The 23,984-nt window shown below is 65.3% G+C and carries 25 protein-coding genes, 1 pseudogene and 1 riboswitch; of the genes and pseudogenes, 15 read left to right on the top strand and 11 right to left on the bottom strand.

All coding sequences use genetic code 11. The features are described from left to right. Positions 1-57: 57 nt before the first annotated feature. Positions 58-327, bottom strand: a complete 270-nt coding sequence (locus ACIGGF_RS12555) for a DUF2537 domain-containing protein (RefSeq protein ID WP_397521642.1) — start codon at positions 325-327, stop codon at positions 58-60. After that, positions 324-1,127 (bottom strand): TrmH family RNA methyltransferase, encoded by an 804-nt coding sequence (locus ACIGGF_RS12550; RefSeq protein WP_397521641.1) that lies wholly within the window; start codon positions 1,125-1,127, stop codon positions 324-326. Before ACIGGF_RS12550 ends, ACIGGF_RS12555 begins: the two co-directional genes overlap by 4 nt. 76 nt (positions 1,128-1,203) lie before the next feature. On the opposite strand from ACIGGF_RS12550, the gene ACIGGF_RS12545 reads away from it, so the two are divergent. Next, positions 1,204-2,403: a GNAT family N-acetyltransferase gene (locus ACIGGF_RS12545; RefSeq protein WP_397521640.1), complete on the top strand. Its 1,200-nt coding sequence runs from the start codon at positions 1,204-1,206 to the stop codon at positions 2,401-2,403. Here ACIGGF_RS12545 and ACIGGF_RS12540 read toward each other — a convergent pair. Continuing rightward, positions 2,400-3,713, bottom strand: a complete 1,314-nt coding sequence (locus tag ACIGGF_RS12540) for an MFS transporter (RefSeq protein WP_397521639.1) — start codon at positions 3,711-3,713, stop codon at positions 2,400-2,402. The genes ACIGGF_RS12545 and ACIGGF_RS12540 overlap by 4 nt on opposite strands. 122 nt (positions 3,714-3,835) lie before the next feature. On the opposite strand from ACIGGF_RS12540, the gene ACIGGF_RS12535 reads away from it, so the two are divergent. From ACIGGF_RS12535 to ACIGGF_RS12515, 5 genes are read left to right on the top strand one after another with little or no spacing between them, the layout of a single operon-like run. After that, complete coding sequence (locus ACIGGF_RS12535) at positions 3,836-4,063, top strand: hypothetical protein (RefSeq protein ID WP_397521638.1); 228 nt, start codon at positions 3,836-3,838, stop codon at positions 4,061-4,063. Next, on the top strand, positions 4,060-4,995 hold the full coding sequence (locus ACIGGF_RS12530) for an ABC transporter ATP-binding protein (protein ID WP_397521637.1): 936 nt from the start codon (positions 4,060-4,062) through the stop codon (positions 4,993-4,995). Before ACIGGF_RS12535 ends, ACIGGF_RS12530 begins: the two co-directional genes overlap by 4 nt. Then, positions 4,992-5,765, top strand: coding sequence for an ABC transporter permease (locus tag ACIGGF_RS12525; RefSeq protein WP_397521636.1), 774 nt, complete (start codon positions 4,992-4,994; stop codon positions 5,763-5,765). Before ACIGGF_RS12530 ends, ACIGGF_RS12525 begins: the two co-directional genes overlap by 4 nt. Positions 5,766-5,802: 37 nt before the next feature. After that, a complete protein-coding gene (locus ACIGGF_RS12520; protein WP_397521635.1) occupies positions 5,803-6,939 on the top strand; it encodes a sensor histidine kinase in 1,137 nt (378 codons plus the stop codon). Next, complete coding sequence (locus tag ACIGGF_RS12515) at positions 6,936-7,541, top strand: response regulator (protein WP_397521634.1); 606 nt, start codon at positions 6,936-6,938, stop codon at positions 7,539-7,541. Before ACIGGF_RS12520 ends, ACIGGF_RS12515 begins: the two co-directional genes overlap by 4 nt. A 6-nt stretch (positions 7,542-7,547) precedes the next feature. On the opposite strand, the gene ACIGGF_RS12510 is transcribed toward ACIGGF_RS12515, so the two are convergent. From ACIGGF_RS12510 to ACIGGF_RS12500, 3 genes are read right to left on the bottom strand one after another with little or no spacing between them, the layout of a single operon-like run. Beyond that, complete coding sequence (locus ACIGGF_RS12510; RefSeq protein ID WP_397521740.1) at positions 7,548-8,819, bottom strand: MFS transporter; 1,272 nt, start codon at positions 8,817-8,819, stop codon at positions 7,548-7,550. 57 nt (positions 8,820-8,876) lie between these two features. Continuing rightward, positions 8,877-9,308, bottom strand: coding sequence for a MarR family winged helix-turn-helix transcriptional regulator (locus tag ACIGGF_RS12505; RefSeq protein WP_397521739.1), 432 nt, complete (start codon positions 9,306-9,308; stop codon positions 8,877-8,879). A 49-nt stretch (positions 9,309-9,357) separates the two neighbouring features. Beyond that, positions 9,358-10,809 (bottom strand): NCS2 family permease, encoded by a 1,452-nt coding sequence (locus ACIGGF_RS12500; RefSeq protein ID WP_397521633.1) that lies wholly within the window; start codon positions 10,807-10,809, stop codon positions 9,358-9,360. 81 nt (positions 10,810-10,890) lie between these two features. On the opposite strand from ACIGGF_RS12500, the gene ACIGGF_RS12495 reads away from it, so the two are divergent. Together ACIGGF_RS12495 and ACIGGF_RS12490 are read left to right on the top strand one after the other, a co-directional pair. Then, the gene (locus ACIGGF_RS12495) at positions 10,891-11,130 is read left to right on the top strand and encodes a DUF2530 domain-containing protein (protein ID WP_397521632.1); all 240 of its coding nucleotides are present in this window, start codon (positions 10,891-10,893) and stop codon (positions 11,128-11,130) included. A gap of 141 nt (positions 11,131-11,271) precedes the next feature. Further along, positions 11,272-11,415, top strand: a complete 144-nt coding sequence (locus tag ACIGGF_RS12490; protein WP_155289340.1) for a hypothetical protein — start codon at positions 11,272-11,274, stop codon at positions 11,413-11,415. On the opposite strand, the gene ACIGGF_RS12485 is transcribed toward ACIGGF_RS12490, so the two are convergent. The 3 genes and pseudogenes from ACIGGF_RS12485 to ACIGGF_RS12475 form a co-directional block, all read right to left on the bottom strand. Continuing rightward, positions 11,384-11,935: a phosphatase PAP2 family protein gene (locus ACIGGF_RS12485; protein WP_397521631.1), complete on the bottom strand. Its 552-nt coding sequence runs from the start codon at positions 11,933-11,935 to the stop codon at positions 11,384-11,386. The two genes, ACIGGF_RS12490 and ACIGGF_RS12485, sit on opposite strands and share 32 nt — an antisense overlap. Then, positions 11,925-14,654 (bottom strand): sacsin N-terminal ATP-binding-like domain-containing protein, encoded by a 2,730-nt coding sequence (locus ACIGGF_RS12480; protein WP_397521738.1) that lies wholly within the window; start codon positions 14,652-14,654, stop codon positions 11,925-11,927. Before ACIGGF_RS12480 ends, ACIGGF_RS12485 begins: the two co-directional genes overlap by 11 nt. Positions 14,655-14,986: 332 nt before the next feature. Beyond that, a pseudogene (locus tag ACIGGF_RS12475) lies at positions 14,987-15,829 on the bottom strand (DUF3027 domain-containing protein); the annotation flags it as partial. 41 nt (positions 15,830-15,870) lie between these two features. Between ACIGGF_RS12475 and ACIGGF_RS12470 the strand changes: the two are divergent. Genes ACIGGF_RS12470 through ACIGGF_RS12460 form a run of 3 tightly spaced genes read left to right on the top strand, consistent with a single transcriptional unit; the run spans position 15,871 to position 18,965 of the window. Further along, the gene (locus tag ACIGGF_RS12470) at positions 15,871-16,701 is read left to right on the top strand and encodes a glutaminyl-peptide cyclotransferase (protein WP_397521630.1); all 831 of its coding nucleotides are present in this window, start codon (positions 15,871-15,873) and stop codon (positions 16,699-16,701) included. A 3-nt stretch (positions 16,702-16,704) separates the two neighbouring features. Continuing rightward, positions 16,705-18,456, top strand: a complete 1,752-nt coding sequence (locus ACIGGF_RS12465) for an MFS transporter (RefSeq protein ID WP_397521629.1) — start codon at positions 16,705-16,707, stop codon at positions 18,454-18,456. Next, positions 18,453-18,965 (top strand): DUF2771 domain-containing protein, encoded by a 513-nt coding sequence (locus ACIGGF_RS12460; protein ID WP_397521628.1) that lies wholly within the window; start codon positions 18,453-18,455, stop codon positions 18,963-18,965. Before ACIGGF_RS12465 ends, ACIGGF_RS12460 begins: the two co-directional genes overlap by 4 nt. Before the next feature lie 12 nt (positions 18,966-18,977). Here the strand turns inward: ACIGGF_RS12460 and ACIGGF_RS12455 are convergent, their stop codons facing one another. Next, complete coding sequence (locus ACIGGF_RS12455; protein ID WP_397521737.1) at positions 18,978-19,394, bottom strand: cold-shock protein; 417 nt, start codon at positions 19,392-19,394, stop codon at positions 18,978-18,980. A 202-nt stretch (positions 19,395-19,596) separates the two neighbouring features. Between ACIGGF_RS12455 and ACIGGF_RS12450 the strand changes: the two genes are divergently transcribed. The 3 genes from ACIGGF_RS12450 (at position 19,597) to ACIGGF_RS12440 (ending at position 21,289) form a co-directional block, all read left to right on the top strand. Beyond that, positions 19,597-19,815: a hypothetical protein gene (locus ACIGGF_RS12450; protein WP_397521627.1), complete on the top strand. Its 219-nt coding sequence runs from the start codon at positions 19,597-19,599 to the stop codon at positions 19,813-19,815. 2 nt (positions 19,816-19,817) lie between these two features. After that, on the top strand, positions 19,818-20,192 hold the full coding sequence (locus tag ACIGGF_RS12445) for a YccF domain-containing protein (RefSeq protein WP_397521626.1): 375 nt from the start codon (positions 19,818-19,820) through the stop codon (positions 20,190-20,192). A gap of 269 nt (positions 20,193-20,461) precedes the next feature. Continuing rightward, positions 20,462-20,669, top strand: a riboswitch (cyclic di-AMP (ydaO/yuaA leader). A gap of 8 nt (positions 20,670-20,677) precedes the next feature. Continuing rightward, positions 20,678-21,289: a transglycosylase family protein gene (locus ACIGGF_RS12440; RefSeq protein WP_397521625.1), complete on the top strand. Its 612-nt coding sequence runs from the start codon at positions 20,678-20,680 to the stop codon at positions 21,287-21,289. A 78-nt stretch (positions 21,290-21,367) separates the two neighbouring features. On the opposite strand, the gene ACIGGF_RS12435 is transcribed toward ACIGGF_RS12440, so the two are convergent. Then, positions 21,368-21,556, bottom strand: a complete 189-nt coding sequence (locus ACIGGF_RS12435) for a hypothetical protein (RefSeq protein ID WP_397521624.1) — start codon at positions 21,554-21,556, stop codon at positions 21,368-21,370. Positions 21,557-21,617: 61 nt separating this feature from the next. Between ACIGGF_RS12435 and ACIGGF_RS12430 the strand changes: the two genes are divergently transcribed. Beyond that, positions 21,618-23,909: a helicase-associated domain-containing protein gene (locus ACIGGF_RS12430; RefSeq protein ID WP_397521623.1), complete on the top strand. Its 2,292-nt coding sequence runs from the start codon at positions 21,618-21,620 to the stop codon at positions 23,907-23,909. Positions 23,910-23,984 lie beyond the last annotated feature (75 nt).

Raw genomic sequence — 23,984 nt, 5'->3', positions numbered from 1 at the left:
TCCGCCGATCGTCGCCTGTAGCGTGCAACCTTGCCCGCAGTTGATGCCCGGCGAGCTTCAGAAAGCCAGTGCAGCCAATGCCACGAAGCTCAACAACGCGCCGGCACTCGAGCCGTAGACGGCCCAACGCCACACCGGGGCGACGAGCCACCGCAGGACTGTCGGGGCTGCGCCTGCCACGATGACGATGTTCAGGCCGATCGCGAGCAGTGGATGTATTCGTGCCAACTCCAGCCCGAACGCCGTCAACGCCACTGCCACCAGTATCGCCGAGATCACGGCAACCGGAATGCCGGTCCAGCGGACGCCCGGGTCGACGTTGCTCACGTCAGGCGCACGCGTTCGTAGAATCCCATTGCTGCGGCCGTCGCCACGTTGAGTGAGTCGGTGCCCGGTGCCATCGGTATCCGAGCGCGAATGTCGGTGGCGCGCATCGCGTGTTCGGTCAAGCCGGGGCCCTCCGCGCCGAGCAACAGGGCAACCTTGTCCCCCGTCATTGCGGTGGCCAGCGACACAGCCTCCGGATTCGGCGTCAGTGAGATCAGCTGAAAACCGTGCGCGCGAACACGATCGAGGCCACGCGGCCACTCGGGCACTTTCGCGAACGGCACGCGGAGCACATGCCCCATCGACACTCGCACCGAGCGCCGGTACAGCGGATCCGCACACGCGGCACCGAAGAGCACGGCGTCCACGCCGAGGCCGGCCGCGTTGCGGAACATCGACCCGAGATTCTCGTGATCGTTGACGCCCTCGAGAATCGCGACCGTGCTTGCACCTGCCAGCACCTCGTCCAAATCGAGGGCAGGGGGCCGGTTCGCCGCCGCCAAGACTCCACGGTTGAGATGGAAGCCGACGACCTCGGCCATCACCTCCGCCGACGTCCGATAGAACGGGACATCCGAATCCGCGAGGTCCTCGCGCAAGGCGTCGAGGCGTCGATCCACACCGAGCAGGCTGATCATCGGAAAACGCGAGGTCAACAGGCGCTGCGCCACCAACACACCCTCGGCGATCACCAATCCCTTGCCCTCGGGTAGGTCGGGTCGACGATCCGAGGAGTTGAGGTCGCGAAAATCGTCCAGCCGGGGGTCGAGGGGATCGTCGACGTCGATTACATGAACCACGCGCTCATCTTGTCACCCGAACGATTTCGAGACTCCCTCGGCGAAGGCCTGCTTCTATATGGAAAAGTAAAGAGCGATGACTACCGACGAATCGATCACCATCCGCACTGCCACAGACGACGACTGGAATGCCGTCGCGCTGCTCGACGCTCATGCGTTCGGTGAACACCAGAACGCCGAGGACCTGGCCGAGACGCAGATTCTGACCAATTCCGAGCATTTCTACCTGGCGTGGGACGGTGAGACCCCCGTAGGCGTGGCCATGCACTTCCCGATGTCGGTCACCGTTCCCGGGGGCGCGCAGCTCGACGCGTCCGGGGTCTCCTGGGTATCGGTGGCTCCCACTCATCGCAGGCGTGGCATCCTGCGCTCGATGTTCACCCAGCAGCACCGGGCGTTGCACGACGCAGGAGCACCGCTGTCACTGTTGACCGCGAGCGAAGCGACGATCTACGGACGCTTCGGATATGGGCCCGTGACCGAGGAAGTGAGCATCTCGCTCGACCGTCGGTTCGCGCGCTTCCGACCAGAAGTTGCGCCGACTACCGGAGTACGCCTCATCGAAACGGCCGAGGCACCTGGACTGCTTCCCGACATCTACCACCGGTGGCAGCAGCAGACTGCGGGAGCGCAGCCCAAGCCGCCGATTCGGTGGGAGCGCTTCTTCGCAGATCGCGAAAATCGGCGGGGCGGATTGACGGCGTTGTTCTTCATGGTTCATCCCGACGGGTACGTCGCCTATCGGCGCGGCCGGAACCCCAACCGCGTCGTGGTGCAGGAATTCATCGCGATCACCGACGAGGCATATTCGTCGCTGTGGCAGGTTCTCGTCGGTGTGGATCTGGCCGACACCATCGAGGTGCAGCAGTCTCTGGACGAGGCGTTGCCGTTCCTCCTGACCGACTACCGCCTGCCGAAAGTGACCGCTCACCACGACACCCTGTGGGCTCGGATCATGCATGTCGAAGCCGCCCTCGAGGCCAGAACGTACGCTCTGGACACGTCGCTGGTGCTCGCCGTTCGAGATCCGTTCCTCGATGCCGGCGGCACGTACTCGCTGACCGTCACCGACGGCAGAGCGACCTGCACCAAGGTCGAATCGGAACCGGACATCGAACTCGACATCGACGTCCTCGCCAGCATCTACTTCGGCACCCATCGGGCTCGCCTGTTCGCCGCAGCGAGCCGCCTCACCGCCCGCAACGAAGAATCGCTGCATGCATTGGATCAGACATTCGGTACGGACCGTCCCGCCGTTATGGGTTGGGGTTTCTAGCGCGGGTTGTTCGGCGCATCGAGCGCGGTGGCGGAGCCGCCCTTCATCCAGAGGGCTGCACCCAGCGTCACCGCGACCAGCACTGTCATGTACGCGACGAATTCCACACTGTGTTCGGCGCTCGTCGCGTGGTAGATCAACGGTGCTGTGCCCCCGAAGAGGGAGTTCGCGACGGCGTAACCGAATCCGACGCCGAGCGCCCTGATGTGAGCGGGGAACACTTCCGCCTTCGCGATGCCGTTCACCGACAGATAGCACGTGAGTACGACGAACGCGGTCACCAGGATGCCGAAGACTGCAATCGGGGACGTCACCCTGCCCGTCGCCAGCACCAGCGATCCGGTGGCCGGCAATCCCAGTGCGCCGAAGACAACGAGGGGATTTTTCCTCCCGACGCGGTCGCTCAGCGCGCCGCCGACCGGCTGCAGAACCATCAGCACCACGAACGCGGCGAGCACGAGACCGGACGCGGTGAGCTCCCCCCTAGACCCGTCGGCAGCGAAGAACGTCTCGCGAACGATCGAGGGAACCGTGACGGTATAGGTGTAGAACGCCGCGCTCCCGCCTGCGGTCAGCAGGAACACCCACACCAGCGGACGCCAGTGATCGCGAAACAGCGCGTGCATCGTGGCCTCCCGGTCTGCTTGTGGCACTGTCGTTTTCTGCGGGGCTCGATCGAGTCCGCGCGCCCACCACAGAGATGCCAGGCCGGCCACGCCTCCTGCGGCGAACGCCAACCGCCAACCCCACTCGGAGATTGCCGCGCGGTCGGTGCTCGCGAGCAGCACCAATAGACACGTCTGCGCGAGTACGAGCCCGCCTACGATCGTCGCGGCCTGGAACGACGCGAAGAAGCCGCGATGCCCCCGCGTGCCGGACTCGGACAGCAGCACCGTGGCCGCCGCGTACTCACCACCGGTCGCGATGCCCTGCACGATGCTCACGACCGCGAGGATCACCGCGGCCCAAGCACCGATCGAGTGCGCAGTCGGAGTCACCGCCAACGCGGCCGATCCGACCGACATCAGCGTGACTGCTGCGACGAGCGCGAACTGTCGACCCCGTACGTCCGCGAGCCTGCCGAACAGCCACGAGCCGAGGGGGCGTACGACGAAGGTCAACGCGAAGAGTCCGTAGACATAGACCAGAGAGTTCGCCGAGTCTGCATCGAAGAACTCGGTCCGAAAGTACGGCGCAAAGGTCGCATAGAGGTACAGATTGAACCACTGCACGAGGTTCGGCACCGAACCCATCAGGATGACCTGCACCTGGGTACGACGGTCGGAGCTCGCCGACTCTGCGCGATTCACGTGCTGAAGGTACCCGAACTTCGTTGTCATGACGTTTGTCATGGTCGAACCGTGACGGTGTCACTTCAGGTCATGATGCGCTGCACTGTTTTCGGTGGTTCCGGCGCAGCAGACTCGTAGTCATGAAGCAACCAGACGAAGGAAACCTGTTCACCGATCTGATGGAGATCGGACCGGCCCCGACAATGGCGCGGGAGATCGTCGTGATCGTCATCAGCGTCGCCATTGTCGCCGTGCTGTTCGCGATCGTCGGTACGTCGCTTCCGGCGTTCGTCGCACTCGGCGTCATCGTCGCCTTCATGGGCGTCCGGTTCGTCATCGGACTGAGGCACTGGGAGAAGCGCTCATGACCATCATCGACGTCAGCGGGATGACTCGCCGCTATGGTTCGGGTAAGAACGCCTACGAGGCCGTCAAGTCCCTCGATCTGCAGGTCGCCGAGGGTGAGCTGTTCGGGCTGTTGGGCACCAACGGTGCCGGGAAAACATCCACTCTGGAAGTGATTCAAGGACTTTCGCGGCCCAGTAAGGGCACGGTACGGATCATGGGAATGGATCCGGTGGCCGATCGTCGCAAGGTCCGACCATCCCTGGGCATCATGTTGCAGAAGGGCGGCTTGCCCCAGGATCTGACGACCGCCGAGAGTCTGCGGATGTGGGCCGGCACCTGCAGTGACCCGCTGCCGGTAGCGGACGTACTGGACCGCGTCGATCTGACCGATCGCGCCGATACCCGGGTGAAGTTTCTCTCCGGTGGTGAGCAACGCAGACTGGACCTGGCGTGCGCCATCATCAGCCGTCCGCGCATCCTGTTCCTGGACGAGCCGACCACCGGTCTCGATCCCGAAAGTCGCCGCAACACATGGCGTCTGATTCAGGAGCTGAAGAATTCCGGCGTGACGATCATGCTGACGACGCACTACCTGGACGAGGCCGAGTCACTGTGCGATCGACTCGCGATCATGCACCGCGGCGCAGTGGTGCGCAGTGGCACCGTGGACGAGGTGGTCGCCGACCACCCGGCGAAGATCGAACTGAAAGCACCGGGTACCGCGCTGCCGTCCCTGCCCGGGACATCGATCGACGTCTCGGGAGACACCATCTCGATTCAGACGACCTCGGTACAGGACACGTTGACCGACCTACTGCTGTGGGCTCGGGACAACGGGGTGACCCTGCACGGCCTCGACGCCCGAGCGGCATCGCTGGAAACCGTGTTCCTTTCCATCGCAGACGAATTCGACAATACAGCTGCTGACAGCAAAGAGGTGATGAGCGTATGAGCACGATGACCGCCCTGTCGCGAGCAGAATTCACACTGCTCGGACGCAACCGAGTACTACTCTTCAACGCGATCGTCATGCCCTTGGTGTTCCCCATCGTGCTGCTGATCGTCGGCAGCCGCAGCGACGGCGGGCTGGGGGACGCAGGTGTCGGGAGTGCGTTGGAGGTCTTCGCACTGTTCCTGCTTGTCCTCTTGGTGTACTACAACATGCTCTCGGTCTATGCCACGCGCCGAGACGAGTTGGTACTGAAGCGACTTCGTACCGGAGAAAGCTCGGACTTTCAGATTCTGCTCGGACCGGCGATACCGTCACTGGTGCTCACCGTTGCACTGGGTGTGATCGTCGGAGCTGTGGTGGTGGTCTTCGGTGGCCCGGTTCCCACCAACGTATTGCTCGTTGCCGTCGCCCTGCTCGGCGGTGCCGCATTGTTCGCCGCACTGGCGCTGATCACCTCGGCCTTCACGCGCAACGCGGAAGCTGCACAGATCACCAGCCTGCCGATCATCGCGCTCGCCTTGGCCGGCTCGTCCGCGCTGCGCGGTGTGCTTCCGGATTCGATCAGCAGGGTCGTCGAACTGACCCCGATGGCAGCGGTGACGGACCTGTTGAATCTGGGTTGGTTCGGCACCACCACCCCCGGTGACGCGTCGGTCGGGTTTGCTGCCACCTTCACCGAAGCCGCCATGCCTGCGCTGGTGATGCTCGCCTGGATCGTCGGCAGCGTACTGATCGTCCGGACGCACTTTCGCTGGGAACCGCGGTCCTAGACCACACCGCCGCCACCCGTCTGCAAGGCTGGAGACCATGAAGCTGTACGAGTACCTCAACCCATTGCACGGCTGGAACGACAGCACTGCAGTGAACAAGGTACGCGTCTACACCCGACAGTCGTTCCTGCTGATCAGCGTCGGTGTCGCCGTCGGCGCGATGCTGACGACGCTGCAGTACGACGACTACCGATCCGCGGCGGCGGCAGTGGTGTGTGCCGCCGCCGCGTTCATGGTCGTGCAGCGTACCCCCGCACTCGGCGGAGAGTCGACTGCCAACCCACGAATCCCGTTGGCAGTCACGGCCGTTGCCGCCGTGATGTTGGTTGCCGGGGGGACCACGAGCAACGCACTCTGGGCCGCAGTACTGGCCACCGTAGCGTTCGGAACCGTGATTCCGCTGCGGTGGTCCATGGCGGCTGCCGTAGCCGCCGCTGCGCTGGCCGCAGCACTGGGAACCCCGGCGGTGGACACAGCGATACTCGGCATCTTCATCGCGTTCATGGCTTTCACCGTGCAACTGTCGGTGTGGCTGCTACGCATCGTGACCGAACTCGACGCCACCCGCGACGCCGCAGCAGCGCTGTCGGTTGCCGAGGAACGATTGCGGTTCTCGCGAGATCTGCACGACGTCGTCGGACGCGCCCTGTCTGCCATCGCGGTCAAGAGCGAACTCGCCGCGACGCTGGCTCGCCGAGGGGACGACCGAGCGGCGGGCCAGATGGACGAGGTTCGCATGTTGGCACAGGAATCCATGGCCGACGCCAGAAAGTTGGTGCGCGGCTACCGATCGGTCGATGTGGCGTCGGAACTCGACGGCGCTCGATCGCTGCTGTCCGCCGCGGGCATCTCCACCGAATTGGTCGGCGAGACCTCCGTCCTGTCCGAGCGCGCCGCCGAGGCGGCTGCCTGGGTGGTCCGCGAGGGAGTGACGAACATATTGCGCCACTCCGCGGCCACCTATTGCCGGATCGAATTGACAGACAACAGCATTCGATTGACCAACGATAATCCAGGTGCACCCACCGGGCGGGACGACGGCACCGGCCTGAACGGTCTGCGCGAGAGATTGGTTGCCGTCGGCGGCACCCTGGACGCGGAGAGAACCACCGAAGAATTCTCCCTCACGGCGGCCTTGCCGCTCTCGCCCCAGAGCCCGAGGACCACACCATGATTCGAGTTCTACTGGCCGACGACGAGAATCTGATCAGAACCGCTCTGGCGACCATGCTCGATCTCGAGGACGACATCGAGATCGTCGGGCAAGCCGACTCCGGCGAGCAGGCACTGACCGAGGCGGCGGCAGTCACACCCGATGTGGCCGTGCTGGACCTGCAGATGGGCGGCATCGACGGGATCGAGACGGCCCAGAAGATCGCCGAGACTCTGCCGACATGCGCGTCGATCATCGTCACCAGCCACGGGCGACCGGGCTATCTCAAGAAGGCATTGGAGGCAGGCGTGCGCGGGTTCCTGCCGAAGACCACCTCGGCCGCCACTCTGGCCGAAGTGGTCCGCACCGTGCACGGAGGCGGCCGCTACGTGGACCCGACGCTCGCCGCAGAGGCAATCGGGGCCGGAGACTCACCGCTCACACCGCGTGAGGCCGATGTACTCGAGTTCGCCGCCGACGGCGCATCCATTGCGGAAATCGCCCAGCGCGCGCATCTGTCGCCGGGGACCACCCGCAACTACCTGTCCGCCGCTGCCGCCAAGCTCGGCGCGGCCAATCGGCACGAAGCCTGCGCACTGGCGCGACGACACGGGTGGATCTGACTCCCGTCACACCTTCGCGGTTGCGGTCACCGTATCCAGGGTGGGCAGCCGGTGACCGTCGCCGCGAGGCACCACGGTGATTCGTAAGTTGTTGTGCCGCAGCAGATAGACAGCAGCGAACAGCCCTGTGGCCAGCGAGATGACACCGCCGAACACGAGCGGTGCGCGCGGATCGAGCACGTCGGCAAGCCACCCGAGAACGGGGCTGCCCAACGGAGTTCCACCCAGGAAGCACAGCATGTAGATACCCATGACGCGGCCACGCATGTCGGATGGCACCGACATCTGCAGAATGTTCATCGCCGACGTCGTGAACGTCAGGGTCAACGCGCCGGTGGGCACCAGCAGCACTGCCACCAGAACGTAATTGGGCATCAGCCCCACGAGCAGCTCGAACACACCGAATCCGATGACAGCACCGATGAACAGGCGCAATCGCGGTGCCGTAGCGCGCCGGGCAGCCAGTGTCGCTCCCGCCAACGTACCTACGGCAAGGGTGGTCGAGAGCAGGCCGTATGCGTCGGCTCCACTGCCGAACGTGTTGCGCGCCAACACCGACAGACTCAGGGGGAAGTTGAGGCCGAACGTCGAGACCACGAACACCGTCGCCAACAGCACGCGCAGATCGCCCCGCCCCCAGACATATCGGAAGCCCTCCCGCACCTGACCTCTGGCCCGCGGTGCCGGTTCGACTCGGAACAACTGACCGACATTCATCGCCACCAGAGCGCCGAACACCGCGGCGAACGACACGGCGTTGATCAAGAACACCCAGCCGGTGCCGACGAGGGTGATGAGCACTCCGGACACAGCGGGTCCGACGATTCGCGCCATGTTGAACGTCATCGAATTCAACGCGATCGCGTTGGAGAGAGTCTCCTTGCCGACCATTTCGATGGTGAACGATTGCCGCACCGGCGCGTCGATGGCCGACGAACACCCGAGCACGAAAGCAATGACGTAGACGTGCCACAGCTCGACCACGTTCCCGACGTCGAGCACACCGAGCACCAGGCCGCAGACGGCAGCGAAGATCTGGGTGATCATGAGGAGCTTGCGCTTGTCGTAGCGGTCTGCGAGTACTCCGCCCCAGACCGAGAGAAACAGCGTCGGCCCGAATTGCAGGGCCATGACGATACCGACAGCGAGGCCGTTGCCGCCGGACAGCGTCAGAACGAGCCAATCCTGGGCGACCCGCTGCATCCAGGTTCCGACCAGCGAGACGATCTGCCCCGACGCCCACAATCGATAGTTGCGAGTCTTCAGGGCAGCGAACATCGTCGACCGAGACGAACGGGAAGCAGGGGCCACCACTCAGATAATAAACCTAGGTAACTACTCGGAGTCGCTCACCAGGGCACCGATGATGTTCACCGCGTCACGCAAGATGTCGAGCTGCTCGGGCGTGAGGCCCGAGAGCTGCGCGGTCATCCATGCCTCACGCGCACTCGCCTCGTCGGCGATCAGCTCGTTACCCGCAGGCGAGAGCGAGACGATCACCTGGCGGCCGTCGGTGGGATGCGGCGTGCGCACCACGAGGCCGAGTTCGGCCAAGGACGCGATCACTCGCGTCATCGACGGCGGCTGCACCCTCTCCCGCGCAGCCAACGCACCGGGCGTCATGTCGCCCTCCCGACTCAGCGTGGCCAGGGCCGACAGCTGAGTCAGTGATACTTGCGAGTCCACTCGCCTACCCCGAAGGTGGCGAGTCAGCCTCACCACCGCAAGCGACAGATCGCTTGCCAATGCCCGATTGTCATTAACTATGTTTCCCGACGTCACAGCGCCGAGGATACGCCCTGGTACCGACCGCGCGTCATGTAACCGCCTCGGTGATGGGTCCGACGGCGAAATATGCGACGAACAGCAGCGCGACGATCCACAACAGGGGATGTACCGACTTCACACGGCCGGACCCGACTGCAAGCACGACCCAGGTGATGAAACCGACTCCGATCCCGTTGGCGATCGAGAACGTGAACGGCATCACGACTATGGTCAAGAAGGCCGGCAGTGCGTAATCGAAGCGTCGGAAATCGATGTCGAGCACCTGCCCGATCATCAGCGCACCCACTACGACCAGTGCCGGTGCGGCCGCCTCGATGGGAACGACGGCCGTGAGCGGGGTGAAGAACATGGCCAGCAAGAACAGCAACCCGGTGACGACGTTGGCGAGTCCGGTGCGGGCACCTTCTGCGATACCCGATGCCGATTCGACGAACACGGTGTTCGACGACGCCGACGCGCCGCCACCGGCGATCGCTCCGGCACCCTCGACGACGAGCGCCTTGCCGATGTTCGGCAGTGTGCCGTCCTTGTCCAGTTTCGCCTCCTTGCCCAGACCCGTCATGGTGCCCATGGCGTCGAAGAAGTTCGCGAGGACGAGGGTGAAGACCAGCAGGCTGGCGGCCAGGACGCCGATGCGAGTGAAGGCCCCGAGCAGGTCGACGTTGCCCACCAGAGACAGATCCGGAGACTGGACCAGTTGAGTCGGTAGCTGCGGGACCGACAGATTCCACCCCTTGGGGTCGACCCCGTTGGACGGACCGATATCGGTGACAGCTTCGACGATCGCTGCGAACACCGTCGTGACGACGATGCCGATCAGCAGACCGCCGCGCACCTTGCGTACCACCAATACACCCATCAGCAGCAGCCCGAACACGAAGATCACCGTCGGCCACGACGCAATGGACCCGTCGATACCGAGGCCGACGGGAACCGTCGTACCTGCGGCGTCGGGGACGCGGCGGACGAACCCGGAGTCGACCAGTCCGATGAAGGCGATGAAGGCGCCGATACCGGCCGCGATCGCTGCCTTCAGCTCGGCCGGGATCGCGTTGAACACCGCTGTGCGGAACCCGGTGACGGCCAGCAAGACGATGATGATGCCGTCGATGACCACCAGCCCCATCGCCTCGGGCCACGTCACCTGAGGCGCGATGGTGACAGCGAGCAGCGTATTGATCCCCAAGCCTGCTGCGATACCGAAGGGATAGTTCGCGATGATGCCGAATGCGATGCTCATGAACCCGGCCACCAGCGCTGTCACGGCGGCAACCTGGGCCACCGGCAGGATGTTGCCGAGCACGTCGGTCTTCGCCGCTGCATCGTCGGCAGAGAAGCTGCCCAGAATCAGCGGGTTGAGGACGACGATGTAGGCCATGGCCACGAAGGTGACCACGCCTCCCCGCACCTCGGACCCCACCGTCGAGCCACGCTCGGTGATCTTGAAGTAGTTGTCGAGTAGCCGCGACGACAATTGCATGAGCGAACGATAAAGCACACTGCAGCAGTTCGGTAACTGCAACGGCGTAGCCGAGACGGCCGCGTGGCGTAGCGTGTTTTCGTGGCCGACATTCCGCAGATCCCGCGCAGCCTTACCGATCCGGTGCCGGTGCTGGCGATCGGCATCCTCGGCTGGATCGTCGCACTGGTGGTGTTCACCGCCACCGGCGACCGCAGCGACGACGCCCTCGCCACGTGCTGGTCGGGAGTCGCGGTGGGTGCCGTAGGCTTCGGAATCTTCCTGCTTCAGAGAGCGGCGTCACGTCGCGGAAGCAAAACCGCCCAGCGCGGCCTCGATTGAGATCAGCATCACGTTAGCTCGATCACCACACCGCCCCTGACGTGGGCAAACTAACCCCTCAGCCGGTTGAGTAACACAAAGTTAACGTGGACCATGGGTTATGTCAGTCAATACAACCTCTTGATCCACGAAAGCCAGGCCATGAAGCTCGTCTCTCAGTACCGCAACCGTCGCAACCACGTCCGCTCGCTCCGCGCCCTCTACGCACGCGCCAATGCTGTCTCCAGCCCGGCCATGCGCGACGAGCTGCTCGTTATCGCCCAGCGCTCGGACTTCTCGCGCTGATCCGCCTGACGGCATAGATCCACCCCAGCCCCCACAGGGCACCGAACACCCAGCCGGCCAGTACGTCCGTGGTCCAGTGAGCGCCCAGATAGATCCGAGAGAATCCGATCCACAGGGCCGCGACCACCGGTAGCGACAGCAGTGCCGGCCGATGCAGCCAGGGAGCCGGCGATCGCAGCACCACCGCGATCGCCACCGTGGCAAGCAACATCGACATCATCGCGTGGCCGGACGGAAACGAATGGCTCGAAATCTCCACCAGCCGCTCCGGAATCGGTGGTCGCTCCCGCGCGAACGCGAATTTGAGCGCATTCATCAGACCCCAGCCCGTGAGCATCGAACCCGCGACGACAACGGCGTCCGATCTGCGTCCGACGCGAAGCACCGCCACGACGACCACCGCGGACAGCAGAAACATCGAGACAGTGTTGCCGAGCGTGGTGATGATCCAGAAGACCGTGGTGAGCCAGTCGACTCGATGATCGACCATCCAGTCCAGCACTGTGGCGTCAAAGCCCACGAGGGCGCTCCCAACTCTGCGCGCTGTGGACCGTCCCGTCGGCGGTCACCCACCACGGCACTGTTCGCTCGCCGTCGACATCTCCGGACAGCCGCACATGCAATTCGGTGTGGACCACCACCCCTCCGGAGGGCAACGGCAACCCCATCACTGCACAGGCCGCGACCGCTCCGGGTTCGCGGTCCCAAGAGCTGACGCGTCCGCTTCCGAGCACCTCTCCTCTTATTGCCTCCGACGCCGGCGTGATGTCGAGAACATCGGCCAGAGTGGCAGCGGTAGCCATGTCCGAGAGAACTGCAACCTCCGGCGGTACGACGCTTGCCAACCACGGCAGATCGATCACCAACGCCTCCGACGCGTCGATGACGTCCCCGCCGAGGGTACGAACTCGATCCGGTGGGTCGATGTCGGCGATGTCGATGCGGCCGTCCGCAACTGCGGTTGCGATCAGTGTGTGGGTTCGGGCGATCACCGCCGGTGTCGGACTCCGCCGTGGGTCCGACAGGGCCAGCAGCAATTGTCGGGCGGTCTCGTCGTCGGCGCAGGTCGATGGGCTGAGAACGGCCGCCAACTCGTCCGCACGCGGATGGTCCAGCGGGTCGAGAAGGCCGGCGAACGTCTCGTCGGACGGCGCTCGGAACGCCAGCAGACGCGAATCACGAACTTGTGCATGACGTCTGATCCACCATGCGGTGTAGCCGTCGCGATCGGTCAGGGTCGCACGGGTACTCGGATCATCGAGCAGCACGGTCAGCGCCTCCGACCACGCGTCCGAACGAACGAGATCCAGATCTCGAACCGCGAGCAGCGTCTCCGGTTCTGCGGACAAGCTCGACCACCACCGGGCCTCGTCGTCGAGATCGTGATCAGGACCGGTCGGCAGTTCGTCGCGCACCACCGAGAAACCCCACCCGGCGCCGACCGCACGCAGTGCCCGCTCACCGAACCTGTCCACCACTGCAGGAGCGAGTACGCCGAACGGCGAGTCCTGCACCAGCAGATTCGCCAACGGCGCTCCGGGTAGCAACAACTCGTCGGCACTGCGCAGTTCGCCGTGGTCGTCCTCGAGCGGCAGACCGCCGATCCAACCCGGTAGTTCACCCGCCTCTCCTGCCAGAGCGAGAACGGCATTCACCAGAATCTCGACGTCGTCACTGTCGTCCCAGTCGAGATCGTCGAGAGCAGCCTCGAGAGCCGGGTCTGTCAGCAAATCCGCCGCAGTTGCCTCGCGAGCACCGAGCCGCGTCAGCAGCGGACTCACCGCATCCGGATGCACCAGACGCACCCACGTCACCGCAGCCGACGCGTCGGACCCGATCACTGCCGTCCGCGGGCCGGTGACCATCCGACCGTCCGCGAGCGGAACAGGCAGCGCGGCAAGTTCTTCCGCGGCCACACCGTCGACGACGAGGGGTATCAACGCGTCGTACAGCTGCTGCCACCACTGCGGCTCGCGGCTCAGACCACCGACCATCTCCGCCAGCCCGGCCAATCCGATCCGGTGCACCCCCACCGCCGACAGCGCCGACGCGTGGCGCGCCCCAGACAATGTCGAGTCGACCAGGTGCGGCACCACATCGATCAGTACCGAGACCAGTTCCTCGGAGGCGTCCGCGACGACGTTCGATCGCTCGGGCACCAGGTCGCGTCCGCCGACACCGGAAAGCCATGGCGCGCTGGACAATCGGCTGGAGATCAGCTCCCGCAGTTTGCCGTCGACCTCACTGCGTGCGAATCCGGCCTCGGGCACGAACGACACCCTGGACGCGGCAGGCAACGAGGCCACGAAGTCCGCGTATCCGTCTGCCGCCGCGTCGAACGAGACGCCCGGCAGCACGCGCCGCCGATCCGGCTGCATGGGTACGTCGGCGATCACCAACGCGGGCAACGACAACAGCTCGTCCGATCGAGTGGGTGCCCGCAGCACGTCGGGCGACGCGGGCACGGGTAGACCGTCGACGACCGGAGCCAACCACCGCGCGGCAGGGACGGTGAACTCTCGCCACCGTCGCGATCCGATCACTATGTCCGCACTCCGGGCATCGAGCGCTGTTCTGACGCAGTCGATCACGTTGCCGTCGATGTCGATCGAGTCCAGCGCCGGGAGTTCGAGAAGCAGATCGACGGCCTCGTCCGAGAATCCTGATGCCAGAGACTCTGCGTTCGTATCGGGTCGCAGCGTCAGGACGATCTCGGTGTCGAAGCCCGCTTTCGGTGCCTGCTCCACCGGCCATGCCAACCTCAGTACCGGCACTCCGGCTTCGGGCACCGTGATCCCGCGTTCGCGCAAGGCAGACAGAGTGCGCCGCGCACCGAACAGCACGCCGCCGTCCCGCGATCGAACCTCGATCTCGTCGGCCACCGATCGGACCGCAGTGAAACCGACTCCGAACTGCCCGACGCCTCCGTGCACCGCAGTTTTGGCCGAAGCCCTCAGGGCCGTCAATGCGTGTACGCCCGAAACATCCAGCGGTGCACCCGTATTGGCGATGTGCAGGCAACCTTCACTATCGGTCCACACCGCGAGTCGGCCGCGAACTCCGGCTCTACCCGCCGCATCGGCCGCATTCTGTGCGAGCTCGGTCAACAGCCGGTCGCGATAGCCACTGCGTACCAGATCCGCCTCGGACGCCGCATCCTCACGAAGCCGCGTGGGCGACGACCCCCAGGCCGCGAGAATCGACTCGCGCAGCGACCCGGTATCGAACGGGTCGATCAGTTCGGTGATATCGAATCCTCTTCGCGCGCAGCGCTTTCGGTCACATCAGAATCAGCCACATCGGAATCGGCCACATCGGAATCGACCACATCGGAGTCGGGAACTGCCGCGGCCGCTGGGTCGGCTGCCTCCGGTGCACCGTTCTGCGCTGCCACATCGCCTGCTTGGGTATCGACTGCGTCGGTGGGCGTAGCGGCAGTGTCCACGGGAACTTCCGCGACGTCGGACGGCACATCGGCTGCGTCTACGGGCGCTTCGCTGGGTTCCGAGCCACCGGGGGTCGCGTCCGCTGAAGCGGCCTCATCCGATGCACTCGTCTCGACGGGAGCCGCCTCAGCAGGAGTCGTCTCAGCAGATGTCGTGTCAGCAGATGTCGTCTCGGCGGGAGCCGTTTCGGTTCGAGGCGTCGGCGCTGCGGTGACGTCGAGAGCTGCGTCGTCGTACGGCTCGAATTGGGGTGATCCTGCTCCGGTGGGCAGCTCGGTGTCCGAATGCGCGCCGCAGCCGTACTCGGCATGCACCACGTGGCCGTCGGCAGCGAATTCGTTGCCGCACACCCCGAATGCCGCAGACAACGATCCGGCGAGGGGCAGGTAGAAGCCGCAGAGCCCGCACGTGGACGGCGCAGCCTTGGCCATCTCGGTGTCAGGACCGAAGTCGCCGTCGTGCCAGCGCTGTGCCGCATCCAGACGTCCCTCGAGACTGGTGACCTTCGTTCGACCGAGGCCGATCTCGCCGGCGACCTCGTCTATTGCGGGATCACCGGATTCGACGTAGCCCGGCACCAGCCGCGGATCGTCCTGGCGCGGGGACAGCAGATCGCCCGGACCGAGATCGCCGGGACGGATGCGTTCGTCCCAGGGCACCCAGGACGGGGCCACGAGAGCGTCGGGTCCAGGAAGCAGAACCAACTCACTGACCGTGGCGTGATCCGCGTCCTCCGGGGCGGCGACGACGACGGCCCACTGCCATCCGCGGTAGCCCTCGAGATCGCTGGCGAACCGGTGAGTGGCCGCACTGGCGTCCTCGACGGTGACCCCGAGGTACTCGCCGACTCCGCCCTCCCCCAGGTCGAGCAGAGCCTGCCGCGCGAGGTCCACGGCATCGGCCAAGACGGGGCGGATGGAATCGAGCTCTGGGGAAGATACGAAACTCACACATTCAGTTTGCCGCATCGACTCGGTGACGCCCAGTTCGGGCTGCCATCATTGACGCAATGACCGTCCGCGCTCGCACCTTCGCTGCCGTCCTGACCTCTGCACTGGCGGTCACCGCATGCTCGTCGACGACGCAGCCGACCCCGGTGACGTCCGACTCGGTTCCGGCACTGACCACGGAGGTCGTGCGCGAATACAACCGCGACAACGACGCATTCACCCAGGGATTCGAGATCGACGGCGACATTCTGTACGAGGGCACCGGGCTGGAAGGCTCGTCGTTCGTCAGGCGGACATCGCTCGAAAACATGGCCGAACTCGACCGCGTGGATCTGCAGTCCGACCTGTTCGGTGAAGGCATCACCGTGGACGACGACACCTTGTGGCAGATCACCTGGCAGGACGGTGTCGCGATCGCCCGAGACCCGGACACACTCGCCGAACGACGCCGGGTGAGCTACCAGGGCGAAGGCTGGGGACTCTGCACGCAGAGATCGGAAGACCGCCTCGTGATGAGCGACGGTTCGTCCACCCTCACCTTCCGCGACCCCGCGTCGTTCGATGCCGAGGGAACCGTGAACGTCACGCTCGACGGCGAGCCGGTGGAACAGCTCAACGAACTCGAATGCGCCGAAGACGGCTCGATCTACGCCAACGTGTGGCAGACGTTCGACATCATGCGCATCGACCCCGACACCGGAAACGTGACGGCAGTCATCGACGGAACCCCACTGTGGAATTCGATGTCTGCCGCGGACCGCACCGGAGCCGACGTCTTCAACGGCATCGCCCAGATCCCCGGCACCGACAGATTTCTCGTGACCGGCAAATTCTGGCCCACGATCTTCGAGGTGCGATTCACCGAAACTGCGCCCGTAGGACAGAATTGATCCGTGACCGATCCCCGTCTCCCCCACACCCCACCGGGTGCGGACGATTCGGAACAGGACGACCCGGAACATCACTCCGCAGGCTCCACTCCTGATCTACCGGATCACCCAGGCCTGGCCAACTACCCGACTGCACCCACGTTCTCCGCTCATGTTCCGAGTCGCCGCGAGCCGTTGCCGCCGCTGCATCCACCGCGCACCGAGAAGATCACCGCTCCGCGTGGACGCCCTGGCACTCGCAAGCCACCGCCGATGCCGAAGAAGCTGACCGTCACTCGGGTGGCCGCCATGCGCGGACGCGAGCTCACCGGCAAGGGAATCGCATCGTTCCAGCGAGCTGCGAAAGCCGACGGTGCCGACAAGTCCGGTTTGACGGCGCTGACCTACGCGACCATGGCGAACTTCGCCTCCGATGCGGCGTTGGCGATCGCCCTGGCCAACACCCTCTTCTTCTCCGCAGCCACCGGTGAGGACAAGACCAAGGTCGCGCTGTACCTCCTCATCACCATCGCGCCGTTCGCGCTGATCGCGCCGTTGATCGGACCGCTGCTCGACCGGCTCCAACACGGTCGCCGGATCGCGCTGGCCACGTCGTTCGGGTTGCGCACCGTACTGGCGGTCGTGTTGGTGTTCAACTTCGACAGCTGGGTGCTCTACCCGGCCGCGCTCGGCATGCTCGTACTCAGCAAGTCGTTCGCGGTGCTCAAGAGCGCGGTGACGCCGCGAGTGCTGCCGCCGGAGATCGACCTCGTCCGCGTCAATTCGCGGCTCACGGTGTTCGGCCTGCTCGGCGGCACCATCGTGGCGGGTGCCGTCGCCGGTGGGATCGCGTTTTTCGCGGGGTCGTCCGGGGCCCTGTGGTTCGTCGCCGCGATCACCGTTCTCGGCGGTTACCTCAGCATGCGGATCCCGTCCTGGGTGGAGATCACCGAGGGCGAAGTACCCGCCACCCTGAGCTACCACGCCGACCAGCACGGCGGCGGCGACTTCGCCGGAAACAGTGCCCCGACGGAAAACCTGCGCCGCACGCCACTGCGCAGCAACAAGAACCAGCGCAGCCTGAAGAACCTGGGCAGCACCAAGAACCTGGGCAGCGCCAAGAACCGAAGGCAGCCTCTGGGACGCGCCGTCATCGTGGGCCTGTGGGGCAACGGCACCATCCGCATCCTCACCGGATTCCTGACGCTCTACATCGCCTTCGTCGCGAAGTCTCGCACCGAACACGAGCCTCTGCAGCAAGCGGCGATGCTCGGTCTCGTCGGGGCCGCCGCCGGACTCGGCAATTTCTCCGGCAACGCGCTCGGTGCCAGGATCAAGCTCGGCCGTCCGTCGATGGTCGTGTTGCGATGCACCATCGCGGTGACGGTGGTGGCCGTCGTCGCCGCGATCACCGACAGTCTGCTCACCGCAGCCCTCGCCGCTCTGGTGGCGTCGAGCGCCAGCGCGCTGGCCAAGGTCTCGCTGGATGCGTCTCTACAGGCCGATCTGCCGCCGGAATCGATTGCGTCGGGATTCGGCCGCTCGGAAACCGTCATGCAGCTGTGCTGGGTCCTGGGCGGCACGCTCGGCGTGCTGCTGCCCACTGAATATTGGCTCGGTTTCACCGTGGTGTCGGTGTTGCTTACGATCGGCCTCGTGCAGACATTCCTCACCCATCGCGGCAGATCGCTGCTGCCCGGTTTCGGCGGCAACCGCCCCGATCACGTCGGACAAGAAATGTCCGACGGCTCCTTCGGCGAAAATGTGACCAAGTGAAACTCGCTCCTCGCACCAAGAAGATCGCGGCGATCATCGCCGCCGGTCTCGTCGTCATCGCCGTCGCATTCGTGGCGGTGCTCGCCCTGCTGATCGGGAACGCGCCGGATAAGGAACCGATCGTCTCCGCCTACTCCAACGGCCGGGCTGTCGACGTGGAGCCGTACCTGTACTGCGCCATCAGCGACCCGCTGTGCACCAACGTCGGTGAGACATCCGAGATCGCGATCGGCGAGGCCCCGACGGTGCAGCTCTCGCTTCCCGAGGCGGTGTACTCGGCACCGTGGGTACTCGCCCTGGTGTACGGCGACGACAGCGGCAACGTCGTCGAGGTAGGCGAATTCAACGAACCCGGAACCAAGCTGAGCGTCACGGTGCCCACCACGGACGACAGCGACCGGACCCTGCTGGGGATCGAGATCCGACTGCCCACCGGCATCATCGACCCCGAAACCAATCAGGAGGGCTTCGTCAGCCACGCCATCTGGTCGATCGGCACGCGCCCGTAGTGGGCCCCGAGCTCAGCTGTCGAGCTCGCGGGCGACGGCCCGAACCACCTCGGAGATGCGTTGCGCGGTCTTGCGATCGGGGTACTTGCCCTTGCGGAGTTCCGGCTGCACCGTCGCCTCGAGCAGCGTGATCATGTCCTCGACCATCCCGTGCAGCTCATCGGGTGTGTGCTTGCGTTCGACGGGCTCGCGGCGGGTGGTGCCGGTGTTCTGACGCACCGAGGGTGCCGGCTCGAGCACCTTGAGGCTCAGCGCCTGCGGTCCGCGACGACCCGCGGCCATTCCGAATTCGACACGCTGACCGGCTTTGAGGCCCTCGACGCCCTCCGGCAACGCCGACGATCGCACGTAGACGTCCTCGCCTTCCTCCTGAGAGAGGAATCCGAATCCCTTGTCGACGTCGTACCACTTCACCTTGCCGGTCGGCACTGAGCTCACCCGTTCATCTGTTGCTGTCGGTCGTTTCGATGTCCGCATGCCCGATGTTCGGACCTGCGGGTTGCACAAGTTTCGCGCCCCACGAGAACGTAGAGCGCGAATACACCAGTCTAGCGCGATGAAACCGACAGGGCACTCGAGTTGTTCGTCGCACGGTTCTTCACAGCACCGCCCTTCGCACTACCGTGGTGTCGTGGACACATCGACCCGTAAGAGCAGCACCGTTCTGCTGCGCATCGCGCTTGCGCTGTTCGCGATCGGCCTCGTCGCCATCGTCGCGATCCTGCTGTTTCCGATCTTCTCCGACGCCAAGCCGCCACTCGCGCTGTACCTGACCGCCATGTTCTCGGCACCGGCCGGTTTCGTACTGGCCCTGGTCTACGCGCTCGCATCGGGACGACGGGCGCGTTGACCATGCGATTGATACTGAATGTCATCTGGCTGGTCTTCGGCGGCCTGTGGTTGGCACTGGGCTATTTTCTCGCCGGACTTCTTCTGTGCATCCTGATCGTGACCATTCCGTTCGGCATCGCGTCGTTCCGCATCGGCGTCTACGCACTGTGGCCGTTCGGGTCGACCATCGTCGACAAACCGGGAGCGGGGTCCGGCGCGCTCGTCGGGAACGTGCTGTGGTTGATCCTTGCGGGTTGGTGGTTGGCGCTGACCCACGTGGTCACCGCGATCGCGATGGCGATCACCATCATCGGAATCCCACTCGCGATCGCGAACCTCAAATTGATTCCGGTGTCACTGATGCCTCTCGGCAAGGACATCGTTGCGATTCGGTGACCTTCGGGACGCCTGAGGGTGAATGTGACTTCCGTCACATAACACTGAGGTAACGGGTCGGCAACGGACCGGGGTTCAGTGGCCTTCACAGTCGCTAGCTGGGCAGACGCCGAAGACCGGAACGAGGTACAAAACATGCTCGCGACGGCACCCCGAAACCGACAGTTACCAAATAGTGACGTAAGGCGGGAATTTCAGTACGGTCAGCAGCGGCCGGAAAGTTCGGCCACATTCCGGTCCGCAGCGCCAAACCTCGTCCCGCGGACACCGGAACACCCTCGACGATCACCCAGGGGACGAGGACGGGGGACCCACGTCCTCCACGGACAACCGGGAAGTTGTAGCAGCTCACCACGTTGCCTCGACTTCCCTTGGGGTGAAGCCCAATTGCCCACTTTCAGGAGTGAGCAAAACGGCCGGGCTACCTCTCAGCCCGAACCCGACAGCTGACCTCGCAGGCGCGTGTGGAGAGGATTTCAACTCGTATGAGCGGACGTCATCGCAAGCCGAGCACCACTGGCAAGACCGTCGCCAAGGTCGCTGTCACCGGAGCCATCATGGGCACCGCCAGCATCGCCTTCACCGGCACTGCCAACGCAGCACCGGATTCCGATTGGGATCGCCTGGCGCAGTGTGAAGCCGGCGGCAACTGGGGAATCAACACCGGCAACGGCTACCAGGGCGGACTGCAGTTCTCCCCCAGCACCTGGAACGCGCACGGCGGCCAGCAGTACGCGGCCACGGCCAACCAGGCAAGCCGCGAAGAGCAGATCGCAGTGGCCGAGAAGGTCCTCGACTCGCAGGGCTGGGGCGCATGGCCCTCGTGCTCCTCGAGCCTCGGCCTGAGCAGCGCACCGACCGAGCGCAGCGTCCCGGTCACGCCCAAGGCACCCGAAGTTCCCGCCCTCCCCGATCTGTCGTCCATCCCGGCCGTCGACAGCTCTGCCGAGGTCGTCAACGGCATCGTCACCGCCGTCCAGAACATCACCAACGACCCGGCGATCGCCTCGTTCATTCAGAACGCAGCGCAGGGCATCCAGCTCGACCCGCAGGTCGTCAGCTTCTACCAGGCCAACAAGGCATTCCTGCCGCAGTAAGGCCTGCGACGCTTCGCGCCTCGTACGAAAAAAGCCCCCGACCTCGAGTCGGGGGCTTTTTCGTCGGTGCGTGGCCGGCTAGCGGTTGACCACGGTCACCGGATGCGCATACGGCAGGCTTTCGACGGGCAGCGGGAACTCCGTGTCCTCGCCGAAGGGCGACAAGCCACCCGATCGAGCGGACGAGAGTTCGGTCACCGCATGGTCACCGCGAGCGGTGTCCGGCCAGCCTGGATCGACATAGGGCTTCTTCGACTTGTTCACCATGCGCCCATTTTGACACCTGCACTGCGGCGAGCACCAGCCCAGGTCTCTAATCTGATAGGCGATGACCGACACGACTGTGCCTCGACACACCGATATGCCCCCCGATCTTCCTCAGTGGATCGCAGCTCGCTCCGACGCCGAGCTGATCAGAGCCATGTCGTTGCGTCCGGATCTGACCGCGCCGCCGCCCGCCTCCCTGGCCGTACTCGCCGGGCGGGCCGAGCAGCGACGGTCGATTCTGCACACCGCGGACACCCTCGACACCCTGGCACTGACCGTGCTCGAGATCCTCGTCGTCGAGGAGGCCTACGAACGGCCCGTCACGCGCGCCGCGCTACTGACCGTCGTGAACAAACGCGCACCGGCCAAGAGCGTCGACAAGGCGTTGGCCCAGCTGCGCGAACGGCTGTTGGTGTGGGGCGATGCGTCCGGTCTCCGGATCAGTGCGGCCGCCGCGGACGCGGTGCCGTGGCGCATCGGACGCGCGCTCGATCCCGTCGACAATCTCACCGAGTCGCACATCACCTCGGCCCTCGCCGAACTGGGCGACGGGGAACGCAACCTGCTGGACACGCTCGCCCGATCGTCACCGACCGGCCGCACCCGAGACGCAGCACCGGGCACTCCCCCGGATCGGCCCGTTCAGAAGCTGCTTGCCGCAGGCCTGCTGATCTGGTTGGACGAGCAAACCGTCGAGCTGCCCGTCCAGGTGGGGCAGATTCTGCGCGGCGAGCCGATGTCCGATCCACGGTCGCTCGCCGAGCCGAAGCTCGCCACCAAGACGCAGTCGCTCACCGACGTCGACGCTGCGGCCGCAGGCGAGGCACTCGAACTCGGTAGGCACTGCGTCCTGATCATCGAAGCTCTGTCCGCATCGCCTGCCCCCGCGCTCAAGGCCGGTGGGCTCGGCGTACGTGAGCTCCGCAAGATCACGAAGGCCACCGGCCTCGACGACGACCGCGTCAGCATCCTCGTCGAACTGCTGGCCGCTGCCCATCTGATCTCCAGTGGAACACCGGACCCGGTTCCCGCCTCCGATACCGGCGACGACTACTGGGCCCCGACTCCCGCCGTCGACGCCTGGCTCACCGCTGCTCCGGCCGCCCGCTGGCACACGCTCGCCTCTGCGTGGCTCGAGGTGCCACGGGCACCGTGGGTCATCGGGATGCGCGACCCCAACGACAAGCCCATCGCCGCTCTGTCCGAGGAAGTCCGCTCTCCAGCGGCACCGCGGGATCGGCGAATGATTCTGGAACTGCTCGCCGAACTCGGCAGCGGCCACTCGGCCGCACCCGCGGATCTCGCCCGAACCCTGGCGTGGCGTCGACCACGGTGGTCCGGACGCTTCGGAGTCACGCCTGTCGGACACGTCGTCGCCGAAGCCACCGCACTGGGCATCGTCGCGCGTGGGGCGATGTCGACGCCGGGACGCTCGCTGCTGCACGACGGCAACGCCGAGGCCGACATGCGTGCAGCCCTCCCCGAACCCATCGACTACGTATTGGTACAGGCCGACCTCACGTTGGTGGCCCCCGGACCGCTCGAGCCGGACCTGCACGATCGGATCGAGCTGGTCGCGGACGTGGAGTCCGCAGGCGCAGCGACGATGTATCGGATCAGCGACACCAGCCTGCGCCGCGCCCTCGATGTCGGGTTGAGCGCCTCCGAGCTGCATGCGTTGTTCGCGACCCACTCGCGCACACCGGTGCCGCAGGCACTGACCTACCTCATCGACGACGTCGCACGTCGACACGGCCGTCTGCGAGCGGGCGTCGCCGCGTCGTTCGTCCGATGCGAGGACCCGGCGTTGTTGGCCGAGGTGATGGCGTCCCCGGCGGCCGAGTCGTTGGCCCTGAGAGCACTGGCCCCCACCGTCGCGATCTCGCAGGCCCCGCTCGCCGAGGTGCTGTCGGTGTTGGCCGGTGCCGGGTTCGCTCCCGCCGGTGAGGACTCGTCCGGCACCATCGTCGATCTGCGGGCCCGCGGGTCGCGGGTATCGGCGAGGAGGCCACGCCAGGCGTTTCGGACCCCTGCCGTCCCCACCGAGGAGCAGCTGGGTTCCCTGGTGCGTGGGATGCGCGCGGCCGACCGGGCAGCAGGCAACGGCGGCGCGGTGGTGCGGGCCGACGGTACCCGCGCCAGCAGCACCGCGACGATGACGTTGTTGCAGACCGCAGCCAAGGTGAAACGCAGTGTCAGCATCGGCTACGTCGATGCACAGGGGGTTGCCACCCACCGGATCGTCGATCCGATCAGCATCGGCGGCGGCCAACTCGACGCGTTCGATCCCGCCACCGGAGGGGTTCGGCGGTTCACCCTGCATCGCATCACGTCGGTCGCTCTGGTCGAGTAGTTCGGCGCACACGTGCACGCGCGTCCCTACCTGTGGACAATGGAGAAGTTGCGCTCTTTCGGGCGTGGCGGAAGT

This window comes from Rhodococcus sp. NPDC078407, assembly GCF_044542515.1.
Taxonomy (GTDB): domain Bacteria; phylum Actinomycetota; class Actinomycetes; order Mycobacteriales; family Mycobacteriaceae; genus Rhodococcoides.
The sequence above is the reverse complement of the archived record's forward strand: the minus strand, read 5'-3'. Positions and strand labels throughout refer to the sequence as shown.